At 38.1% G+C, this 9,765-nt stretch carries 13 protein-coding genes and 1 pseudogene; 6 read left to right on the top strand and 8 right to left on the bottom strand.

Translation table 11 applies throughout. From position 1 onward, the window contains the following. Positions 1 to 361 (top strand): transposase (locus tag NH454_RS21825; RefSeq protein ID WP_253040201.1); only part of this gene is annotated, 361 nt, incomplete at its 5' end. Positions 362 to 530: 169 nt separating this feature from the next. Here NH454_RS21825 and NH454_RS21820 read toward each other — a convergent pair. From NH454_RS21820 to merR, 6 genes are all read right to left on the bottom strand, one after another. Further along, on the bottom strand, positions 531 to 968 hold the full coding sequence (locus NH454_RS21820; protein WP_008110853.1) for a MerR family transcriptional regulator: 438 nt from the start codon (positions 966 to 968) through the stop codon (positions 531 to 533). Positions 969 to 1,081: 113 nt separating this feature from the next. Beyond that, positions 1,082 to 2,521: a mercury(II) reductase gene (merA, locus tag NH454_RS21815; RefSeq protein ID WP_008467329.1), complete on the bottom strand. Its 1,440-nt coding sequence runs from the start codon at positions 2,519 to 2,521 to the stop codon at positions 1,082 to 1,084. 20 nt (positions 2,522 to 2,541) lie between these two features. Beyond that, a complete protein-coding gene (gene merC / locus NH454_RS21810; protein WP_008467331.1) occupies positions 2,542 to 2,961 on the bottom strand; it encodes an organomercurial transporter MerC in 420 nt (139 codons plus the stop codon). Next, positions 2,961 to 3,245 carry a mercury resistance system periplasmic binding protein MerP gene (gene merP / locus NH454_RS21805; protein ID WP_008110847.1) on the bottom strand — a complete coding sequence of 95 codons (285 nt, stop codon included), beginning with the start codon at positions 3,243 to 3,245 and terminating at the stop codon, positions 2,961 to 2,963. The genes merC and merP overlap by 1 nt, the downstream gene beginning before the upstream one ends. Before the next feature lie 46 nt (positions 3,246 to 3,291). Continuing rightward, positions 3,292 to 3,639 (bottom strand): mercuric transporter MerT family protein, encoded by a 348-nt coding sequence (locus NH454_RS21800; RefSeq protein WP_016899520.1) that lies wholly within the window; start codon positions 3,637 to 3,639, stop codon positions 3,292 to 3,294. 190 nt (positions 3,640 to 3,829) lie between these two features. Next, entirely contained in the window at positions 3,830 to 4,282 is a 453-nt protein-coding gene (gene merR, locus NH454_RS21795; RefSeq protein ID WP_008110844.1) for an Hg(II)-responsive transcriptional regulator, read from the bottom strand. A 269-nt stretch (positions 4,283 to 4,551) separates the two neighbouring features. Between merR and NH454_RS21790 the strand changes: the two genes are divergently transcribed. From NH454_RS21790 to NH454_RS21775, 4 genes are all read left to right on the top strand, one after another. Continuing rightward, positions 4,552 to 5,175: a recombinase family protein gene (locus tag NH454_RS21790; RefSeq protein WP_008467336.1), complete on the top strand. Its 624-nt coding sequence runs from the start codon at positions 4,552 to 4,554 to the stop codon at positions 5,173 to 5,175. Positions 5,176 to 5,591: 416 nt separating this feature from the next. Then, positions 5,592 to 5,906 carry a hypothetical protein gene (locus NH454_RS21785; RefSeq protein ID WP_235374274.1) on the top strand — a complete coding sequence of 105 codons (315 nt, stop codon included), beginning with the start codon at positions 5,592 to 5,594 and terminating at the stop codon, positions 5,904 to 5,906. Between the two features lie 24 nt (positions 5,907 to 5,930). Further along, entirely contained in the window at positions 5,931 to 6,194 is a 264-nt protein-coding gene (locus NH454_RS21780; RefSeq protein ID WP_235374275.1) for a hypothetical protein, read from the top strand. A gap of 34 nt (positions 6,195 to 6,228) precedes the next feature. After that, positions 6,229 to 7,326, top strand: coding sequence for an ISAs1 family transposase (locus NH454_RS21775; RefSeq protein ID WP_235374276.1), 1,098 nt, complete (start codon positions 6,229 to 6,231; stop codon positions 7,324 to 7,326). Positions 7,327 to 7,560: 234 nt separating this feature from the next. Here NH454_RS21775 and NH454_RS21770 read toward each other — a convergent pair whose 3' ends face one another. Beyond that, positions 7,561 to 8,094, bottom strand: coding sequence for an abortive infection family protein (locus NH454_RS21770; RefSeq protein WP_235374277.1), 534 nt, complete (start codon positions 8,092 to 8,094; stop codon positions 7,561 to 7,563). A gap of 550 nt (positions 8,095 to 8,644) precedes the next feature. On the opposite strand from NH454_RS21770, the gene NH454_RS21765 reads away from it, so the two are divergent. Then, positions 8,645 to 9,508, top strand: a complete 864-nt coding sequence (locus NH454_RS21765; protein ID WP_235374278.1) for a DNA replication terminus site-binding protein — start codon at positions 8,645 to 8,647, stop codon at positions 9,506 to 9,508. A 60-nt stretch (positions 9,509 to 9,568) separates the two neighbouring features. On the opposite strand, the pseudogene NH454_RS21760 reads toward NH454_RS21765, so the two are convergent. After that, positions 9,569 to 9,765, bottom strand: a pseudogene (locus NH454_RS21760) (IS5/IS1182 family transposase); the annotation flags it as partial.

The following is a 9,765-nucleotide window of genomic DNA, read 5'->3' as shown; positions in this document are numbered from 1 at the left end:
AACGTTGCGTCATTACGTCCAGCAAGCCTTGAACAGAGGTGAAGCATACCATCAGTTAAAACGTGCTATTACTTCAGTTAATGGCAATAAATTTCGTGGGGGGAATGATTACCAAGTATCACAATGGAACGATTGTGCTCGACTCATTTCAAATTGCATTATTTATTATAATTCCGCGTTACTATCGGCATTTTTACAAATCCAAGAGAGGAACGGTAGGCAAGATGTGGTTGATGTTATTTCTCGGCTTTCACCTGTTGCTTGGCAACACATTAATCTAAATGGGGAATATGCCTTTAATAAAGACCGCAAAGAAATCGACTTAGCTGGTTTACTTAGTGATGTAGAATCAATAAGTTAAAGAATGCCATCTGTTTGTATTTCTAATTCAAAAGGTACTGCGCATCAAAGTGCCATTAAAAATTGGAGGTGTTGATATTCTATATGCTTGATATATACAAGCTAACATTGATAGAAAACAGATAAGCTAACAAGTTTTTAGTCGAGCCATGAACTGTTCTATAATTGTTCTAATTGCAAAACTCTTCAATTTGGTTTGTTACTAGATTTAAAAATACTTTTCTATGCTCGATTTTAGTAAGTAGCAGCTTTTGGATGTCTTCAGGAACTTTTCTTTCTCCTGCATCTATTGCCATTAGTAATGGCTTGATATCAACTACAAGAAGACCTGCCGCCCTTGCTGCTCGAATGAACTTTAATCTCTTTAATGCACATAAGCCGTAAAGTGAATGGCCTGACTTAGTTTTTTCTTCGCAGTGTACTAAGTTCTCAAGAACATAATTTCTTACCGTATGGACAGATGTTTGTGCAGCTAGTGCCAGTTGAGAAATACTCAAAGGAAAATCCAACGCATCATCATCACTACTAATGAACTTATTGATGTCAGGTATCTCTGTCAAAAAACTGACTTCACCAACAGGAATGTTTTCAACCTTAGATTTAATCATGACTTAGCATGCTTCCAATTTGTGTTGTTAATGGAATGCCTTAAGATATCTTGATTACATTCAATCAATTGGCACTCCATTAACATTTCTGTAAGTACATTACCGTTAAATGATTACCCTGCGCAGCAAGATAGCTCTTTAACGTCTTTGCTAAAGGTTTGAGCGCATAACTTCAATCCTTCAACCATCGTCAAATACGGAAATAGTTGACCTGCCAATTCTTCGACTGTCATTTTATTATGAATAGCAAGAGCCGCACTTTGAATCAGTTCTCCGCCTTCATGGGCTAAAATTTGTGCGCCTATCAGTTTTCCCGTGGATTCTTCAGCTACCAACTTGATAAAACCATCCGTTTCAAAATTTGCTAAAGCTCTTGGTACGTTTTCCATATCAAGTACACGACTTATCGTATTTATTCCTACCGCTGAAGCTTGTACTTCGGTTAGACCTACCGTAGCAACTTGTGGGTCGGTGAATATAACAGCAGGCATGGTAGATAAGTCGAGTTGCGCATTTCCACCTGTCATATTAATTCCAGCCCTACTTCCGGCAGCAGCAGCAACATAAACAAATTGTGGCATATTGGAGCAATCTCCAGCGGCATAAATGTTAGCTGTTGATGTTTCCATCATACTATTAACAACAATGGCACCACTTTTATCTGTTTCAACACCAACATTTTCTAAACCAAGCTTTCCAGTATTTGCATGGCGACCCGTAGAGATAAGCAATTTTTCAGCGATTAATGTTCCTTCGTTAGTTTCCAATGAAAAACCATTGCTATCATAAGAAACATGACTTGCTTGCGTATTATTAAGTACCCTAATACCTTCTTTTTCAAAGCACTCTGCCAGTTTTTCACCTAATAACGGATCTTCAGCATATAAAAGGGTATGTCTGGCTAGAATTGTCACACGGCTACCTAAACGGGCATAAGCTTGCGCAATTTCCAGAGCAACAACGGAGGAGCCGATGACAACTAGACTACTCGGTAACTCTTCTGCAAATAAGGCTTCTGTTGATGTCCAATAAGGTGTATCAACTAAACCCTTAATTGGCGGAATGCTTGGTGTAGAGCCTGTTGCAATTAAAATGCGATCTGCAACCAGCTCTTCTTCACTACCATCAGACTTGTGAACTAGCAAGGTATTTTGATTTTTAAAACGTGCATAACCTTTAAGTAAAGATAGCGCGGGATTACTCTCTAAAATACGTTGATATTTAGCATCGCGTAGTTCTTCGACGCGAGCGTTTTGCTGATGTGCTAATAAGGAGCGGCTAAGTTGTGGCTGAATATTTTCTAAACCATCAAACGGGTTAGTACGTTGCTGATGCGCTAATTGCGCAGCACGGATCAATATTTTTGAAGGAACACAGCCGACATTTACACAGCAACCTCCGATTACATCGGCTCCTTCAATGATAGTAACTCTTGCTCCGCCTTCTGCTGCTTTAATCGCACTGGCAAAGGCCCCTGAACCACTACCAATAATGGCTACATGTAATTGTTCTGGCTGGATGTCATTTGACGAGCAACAACTATTCGTTGACATATTTTATTCCTCTTAAAAAGTTAAGCGGTACAAGTTTCATCATCACAGCGTTTATTCGCAGGAGAAACCATGTCCCAAATTGATACAGCAACCATTAGTCCTAGCCCCGTATAAGTAACGTATGAACTCCACCCGTACTGGAACCAAGGGTATAAAGAGAGTAAAACCAAAATGGGGCCAATTGAACCGATAAAACTACGGTGCCATTGACGATGGCTAAACCAGCCTAAGATATTCATTGCCAGCGCTAATACTGCAAACAGTGGTAACAACGTATTGATAAATACCCCTTCCCACTGACTAAGAAATCCCATCCCAATTGCCGCACCAAGACTAGCTATCGCGGGAAAACACATGGCGCATCCCATTGCCGAAACAAGTGCACCTATAGAGCCTGCTTTATCTCCGATACGCGTAACTAGTTCTAAGGGGCTAAACATTACTTATTTTCACTTTTTAAATTTGAAGGGTAGCCAGCGTTGGTAGTCGCTGCAATTAATGCATTGATGTTGGTTTTAGTGTCATCAAAAGAAACAACAGCTAGCTTAGGCTTGTAGGTAACTTTCGCATTTTCAACGCCATCAACATTTTCTAATGACTTTTTAACTGTGATTGGACATGTCGCACAGTTCATCGTTGGCACTTCCAGTGTAACTGTTTTTACTTCAGCAAAAGCACCAAAACTAGAAAGTGAAAGCAGTGCGGTTAATAATAATTTTTTCATAATTAGCTCCAAATTTTAAAATGTTATAAATTTCTTGATCTGTATATTAAGCAAACAAAAGTATCCAATAATTACTGGTCACTAAAATTGTCGCAACTATAGCGCTCAGCCAGAAAATGACTTTTCGTTGTTGCTGTTTCTTAGGAATTGCACAGGCCGTTCCCGGCTCACACTCTTCTACAGGACGGTAAATTTTCCAACCTGAGTAACCAAACAACAACACTACAAATGCGATAAATAATGGCCTATAGGGTTCAAATGCAGTTAAATTACCAATCCATGAGCCACTTACCCCAAGTAATAACAGGAGCAAAGGACCTACACAGCATACGCCTGCGCCTAATGCTGCTATGATGCCTCCTATCATTGGAAGGTTTGATTCTTTTTGATTCATATAGATACCTCATTAAGTGATAATGCAAGTGTATTGCATGTACCTAAGTACGGAGTCAAGGGTGATTTATAAAAAATTTATCTTTGATAATCTGCTACGACAGATACGGGGAATAAGCTAACTTGAATTAAGGCGCAGAAGTAAAATTGGATATGCTGTTTTAGTGGGAAATGGTAGTTAAGTGAATCATTTACTTCGGTTGCAACGAATCAATTATTGGGCAGTGGCTATCGTCATCATTATTTTGGCATTGTCCTAAATGTTCTTCCAAAGCGTGTTCTAACAACAACAAGTCAGCCATCTTTTTTTGTACTGCGATCAGCTTTTTATTAGCTAATTCTTGTACTTTACTACATGGACTATCGTTTAACGCAAGTAACCCTTCAATCTCATTTAGCGTAAAACCTAATTCTTGAGAACGCTTGATAAAATGTATTCTATTTACCGTTTCTTTCGGGTAATGTCTATAGCCCTGCATAGGCTTTGGTGGTTGTTTAATTAAGCCTTTGCGTTCATAAAAGCGAATTGTTTCGACATTTACACTCAGTTCTTTAGCCAACATACTTATGGTTCGTTTAGACACGTTATCAATTACCTTACTGACTTTTTGTTTACTTACTTTATATCTAATTAAAGTGACCATCAATGAATACCAGTTTAAACATCGCTAATTGATTTTGTTTTTTCTTCTATTAAATAAGTAAAGTTACCGTTGTTACAACAATATTAAACCACAACAATGTATGGTTTATCCTTTTTCATTATCAAAGTCCAAATTAGTGTTATTACATGCAGTTCTACATGAGTACACCCTAAAGATACTGTTAATATATCACAGGCAATTACGTAATGACACCACTTAAATAAACCTATATGATATGACACCATCTAAATAGACCTAATTAGGCAAAAATGTTCATAAGAGCATATTTACGAGCATCAACTTCTGAGCAAGATGCAAATAGAGCAAAAAGCTCATTAAAAAAATTCGTTTCTGGCTTCAGCAAACGAATTGCTTCTTTTTATATAGAAAATAAATCTGGTAATTCTTTAGATAGACCAGAGCTAATTCGTTTATTGGATGAATCAGAGTCCGGTGATGTTTTGTTAGTTGAATCAATCGATCGTTTAACAAGGCTAAGCCCTGATGATTGGAAAACTCTTGTAGCCTCAATAAATGAAAAAGGAATTAGTGTTGTTAGTTTAGATCTACCAACCAGTCATTTAACATTTGGCAGTTTTCCAAGTGATGATTTTATGAGATCAATACTTAGTGCTATTAATAATATGCTGTTAGAAATATTAGCGGCCAGTGCATATAAAGAATATCGAGAACGTGAACGTAAGCAAAAAGAAGGTATTGTAAAAGCACAGCAAAAGGGACTTTATCACGGTCGTCAGCCTGATTTAGAGGCTCATGATAGGATTGCCTCGTTTACTGAAGCTGGATTTAGTATTAATAAAACGGCTGAAGCAGTTGGAGTTAGTCGAAGTACGGTAATTAGAGTTAGAAAAAAGCTTAAAAATTTAGACTAAGGTTAATTTCGAGGGGATGGGCGCAAAACCCCAATATGTTTGGTCTAAAAAAATCGAAATTTTAATTAAAAACAAACTTAATATGTTCCATTGAAATTTATCATTGAGTGATGTTAATTGGAGGTTCAAATGTTACTCATTAAAAAAAAGCAAAGCCCAATACGCGGGTTATTTTACATTTCACTTTGTATTTCATTATCCATTGGAAGTTGCAGCTTGAATTCATATTTTCGATACGGCATGACTTTGCCACTTGAGTTTTACACTCCCTTAATCATTACTTTGATATTGCCTCTATTGAACTCAAAGCAAGGAACATTGCGTTTTGGGCCTGTTAAATTGTTTAGTTCTGGAAAATAGCGCGATTTTAAGAGTGTGATAGCTTAGATTTAAATGCTCGATGTGGAAGACTTACAATGAAAAATAGTACAGCACTAATATCAATAATCTTAGCGTGCTTATCTAGCGAAGCTGCAGCAATTATCCCTGGGGATAATACTGCATGTTATCCATTATCATATGATAGAGCTGCAATCAAAAAGCAAATAAAAGTGGATCTTCTTACTACGTATGCGGCCTTAAACACTATAAGTGGAGAGGAAAAACTATTGAATGACACTTACTCATCTGAACTTGAGAATATAAAAGTGGTATCTACTGAGTTTCAAAATTTTAAATTTTCTTACTCTGAGCGTGATGGCCAACTTTGTGGTTCAATAGTAAAAAAGTAATTAATTTAAAATAAGAGGTTAAACATGAAAGAATATTACGTTGTAGAAATTGGTTATAGTGGCGCTGGAGGAGATGTAGCTAAAAGATTTACATTGGATAAAGACAAAGCTCTTTGGTTTGCTGAGGTATTTTTTACAGGCCTAAAAACATTAGATAAAGAGTCTGGCTTTATAAAAATTATTGGCTCAGATAAAACTCTTTCTTTAACGATTTCTAATAACACCCTACCCCACGGCGGGATCGCACTTTGTAAAAAGGCTTTAACATCCGCCTCTTTTCTGATCTAATAACGCCCACATTGTCACTATCTACTTGTTAATTATGTCGTTATTTAGCCACCTTGAACTTGTGGAAGATAAGCGTTCTTTCATCAATCAACATCATGACCTTACTGATGTCTTATTTCTTATCATTTCGGCGGTTTTATCTGGTTGTGAAGGCTGGAAAGATATCGAAGTGTTTGGACACAGCAAGCTGTCTTGGCTCCGACAGTTCAGAGCATTTAAACATGGTATTCCAACGCGACATAGTATTGCTCGTATTCTTAAAACAGTGGAAACTGACTCTCTGATTTTGGCCCTGCTTAGTTGGGTTAACGAGCAACGAACTCAATCTGACAAGCCAATTATTGCATTTGATGGGAAAACTCTGCGTGGTGCCAGTAAAAAGCGTGAGGATAACTTACACTTGGTGTCCGCTTTTGATTGTGAATCTGGTTTAACTTTGTATCAGCGTACCGTAGAAAGTAAATCTAACGAGATCCCAGCAGTTAGGGCCTTATTAGATGTGCTCGATATTTCAGACTCTATCATCACACTAGATGCACTACATTGTCAGAAAGCGACACTCTCAGCACTGACTTCAAGAGATGCGGACTATTTGGTTCAGGTCAAAGCAAATCAGAAAACGCTTTATAAAGCAGTCGCTTCATGTTTTGAAAAAGCTTTTGAAGAAGAGGGAGATTTGCCTGAGGACGTACAAACCAGCAATGGGCATGGACGTCAGGAAACACGGATCACTTACGCTCTAAAAGCAGACAAACTGCCTAAAGAGATAAAAGAAAAATGGCCAGGGCTTACTTCGTTGGTCGCAGTCGAAAGGCACAATAAGTCCGACTCAATAATAAAAATAGACACGCACTTTTATGTTACTTCTGTCGAGCCAGATGCACAGATGTTGCAGAAAGCAATCCTCCATCATTGGCACATAGAAAATCAGCAGCACTGGGTGTTGGATGTCGTCTTTAAGGAAGACGCTTGCCAGATAAGCGAGCCGATTTCGGCGGAGAATATGGCGCTGTTCAGACGGGTTGTTCGCAACCTGGTAAAACAGCACAAAGGCCGTAAAGACTCGATACGCAGTAAGTGTGTTAGGGCTAGTTTTGACGATGAATTCAGGGCTGAGCTTATCTTTGGTTAATACTTGTTAACAAAGTATGCTCTCACCCTGCACCCTACCCAAATTTAATAGTATCAAGCTGCCCTTGCCCCAGTGTAGCGATTAAGAATTCGATTTACTCATTTATGGGCTTCGCGCCCCTTTCGAAATCGGCCTAAAAACAAAGTAAGAAATAGATCTTCCCATGCCAAATACATTTTCTACTCCAGCGGCTCAAATCTTGGCCATTTAGGACACAAGCATTAAACGGCTAATTCAAAGCTTAAACACTCTTAGGCTTTTTTGACTTTTTTCATCCCAAGTTTCGAGGACAAATAATGCTAAAGTATGCGCAGAGTGAATAGCAAGCCTAGCGTGGCGTGGTTTCAAATTATAAACCTTGCGTCCTTCCCTATGCGCTGAGCTAGCATGCGTTCTAAATGCACCAATGCCTCCCACAATTGACAACATCCCAGATATAATCCTCTTTAGATCATCATCTTGAACTAGTTTAGTGTCAAAACCTAAATCATCTCTTACTACTTTCCAGACACCTTGGAGATCTTGCTTTTGGGGGAACGGTAATTTTTTATCTTCAATGTATACCTTAAAGATTGACTCTAATATATTACATGCAGCGGAAACAGCGTCTCGTGGGGCTGAATTTACATTATTTAATGCGCGGTTAAACTCAGCTTCTATTGAAGGGATATCATGACCTTTAATTACCTCCAATAATGATTTGCTGGGAGCTGAACTACCGTCCCCCCATTGATAGCTATCTTGAGCTAATTCATCAGATAACTCCATGTATTCTTCAATGATTTTCCCTAGAATTTTAAGTGGAAATCAGATTCTTGATTAATTCGTCGTAACCAAGCTTGTATTTTTACTTGTTTAGACCCTACAGGCGGTTCACCTGGTGCGTCAGCATACGTAAATAGGTTATCTAATCCAACGTGTGACTCTATCTCATGCAGATTATCTGATAAAACAGCAATAACTGGAGCAGGAATTTTTTGATATGAGCATTACAAATGCTAACAGTTTATCAAGCATTTAGCAGGGTATAAAAGATCCACTGTTATTTTCATCTGGATATCTTGTTTCTAAGAATTAAGGCTACCTTAACTAACAACATTAAAGCTATACCATCATACTAACATCTTAAATCAATACTCACCCGCCCATAGTGCCATTGAACAACCCTGATTGAATTGCGCCCTACTTCAAGAAGATAAAAATAAATAAAAGAAAAATTAAATTAAACAAAGGACAAAAACGCAGATGCTGAGGTGTATGCTTTATATACAATAAATGGTATGATGGTATAGAAATTAACCGCTTAATTGAATTGCCTATGTCTTTGTATAATGATGTTGCGTTTGCATTTAACCAATTAGTTAGTGCGACTGAAGCACTTAACCAATTCCTTCATGAATGTGAGGTGGTTCATGCTGAATGCTATAAGTTACCAGCTTCAGCTGGTGATATGTCCGATACTAGTGGCTGGGAATTAGTAATCCCTGAAAAGCATACCGGCTTTACTGCATTAAGTATGGCCACAGGTTCTTTTGCCCGGTTTACGCCAGATTATAACCACTCACCTAAATACCCTTTTAGACTACCTGGCTTTATCCAATTGGCGCCAATTCATTATCAATCAGCTTCACAGCTGGTGGATGCATGTAATTTACAAAAAGTGATAATAAAAGAGCTCATCAACAGCAGCAAACTCAATCAAGGTCAAAAGCGAGAGCTAATACAGTCAATTTGCCCTAACGCTATTACCTTACAAATATACAGGCTGATCAAAGTTGCTGATGGCCCAGTTAAACGAGTTGGTTTTACTTGGTGTAACAAAAATAGTATGAGAACTATTAACAAAGAAGAGTTTCTTAAGTATTTAGCCGGCAGTAAAGATAACCCACCTTCAGGTAAAACTAGATCTGAATGGGCGCCATGGGTTGAAAAAGAAATTGAATTAGTGAAATCAAAACCTGGCGAATTTATCAAGGTGAAAAGACCTTTACCAATAACACCTAAGCTGAACGTTTCTTTCACTGATGACACTAACACGGTTATGTTTTATGGCCATGTACCTATCATTGTATTCGGTGATGAGCCTTGTAAGATCTCACCATTAAAGAGTTGTATCAGGACAACAAGTGAAGCTGAACATTACAATTATTTAATCAAAAGACTGTATGTAGTGAATGAATAGATTTTGAGGTTAGTATAGGCCTTGTTGATCAAATGCAGCTCTCTAACAAATTCACTTAACTTACTGATATTTAGGCAGACCAAGGGTGTTGATCTTATTTAGCGCCTTCACTTTGATCATCGCTTCAACTAGTTGGCGATTGTAATCACGCGCATTTAGCTTAGCCCCCATCAACTGTTTAAAACGGTACATCGCTGTTTCTGCTAATGAGCGCACATGATATCCACTGAGCTTTTTCCATTGTGCGATTCCTAACT

Source organism: Pseudoalteromonas sp. Ps84H-4 (assembly GCF_024124645.1).
GTDB classification, from domain to species: domain Bacteria; phylum Pseudomonadota; class Gammaproteobacteria; order Enterobacterales; family Alteromonadaceae; genus Pseudoalteromonas; species Pseudoalteromonas lipolytica_C.
This window is presented reverse-complemented; position numbering and strand designations above follow the sequence as displayed.

What these genes read in the sequence shown, in the direction of transcription:
- NH454_RS21800 (WP_016899520.1), bottom strand. Translation starts at nt 3,639, where the DNA reads ATGAATCAAAAAGAATCAAACCTTCCAATGATAGGAGGCATCATAGCA.
- NH454_RS21765 (WP_235374278.1), top strand. Translation starts at nt 8,645, where the DNA reads ATGTCTTTGTATAATGATGTTGCGTTTGCATTTAACCAATTAGTTAGT.
- merR (WP_008110844.1), bottom strand. Translation starts at nt 4,282, where the DNA reads ATGGTCACTTTAATTAGATATAAAGTAAGTAAACAAAAAGTCAGTAAG.
- NH454_RS21770 (WP_235374277.1), bottom strand. Translation starts at nt 8,094, where the DNA reads ATGGAGTTATCTGATGAATTAGCTCAAGATAGCTATCAATGGGGGGAC.
- merA (WP_008467329.1), bottom strand. Translation starts at nt 2,521, where the DNA reads ATGTCAACGAATAGTTGTTGCTCGTCAAATGACATCCAGCCAGAACAA.
- merP (WP_008110847.1), bottom strand. Translation starts at nt 3,245, where the DNA reads ATGAAAAAATTATTATTAACCGCACTGCTTTCACTTTCTAGTTTTGGT.
- NH454_RS21780 (WP_235374275.1), top strand. Translation starts at nt 5,931, where the DNA reads ATGAAAGAATATTACGTTGTAGAAATTGGTTATAGTGGCGCTGGAGGA.
- NH454_RS21790 (WP_008467336.1), top strand. Translation starts at nt 4,552, where the DNA reads ATGTTCATAAGAGCATATTTACGAGCATCAACTTCTGAGCAAGATGCA.
- NH454_RS21775 (WP_235374276.1), top strand. Translation starts at nt 6,229, where the DNA reads ATGTCGTTATTTAGCCACCTTGAACTTGTGGAAGATAAGCGTTCTTTC.
- NH454_RS21820 (WP_008110853.1), bottom strand. Translation starts at nt 968, where the DNA reads ATGATTAAATCTAAGGTTGAAAACATTCCTGTTGGTGAAGTCAGTTTT.
- NH454_RS21785 (WP_235374274.1), top strand. Translation starts at nt 5,592, where the DNA reads ATGAAAAATAGTACAGCACTAATATCAATAATCTTAGCGTGCTTATCT.
- merC (WP_008467331.1), bottom strand. Translation starts at nt 2,961, where the DNA reads ATGTTTAGCCCCTTAGAACTAGTTACGCGTATCGGAGATAAAGCAGGC.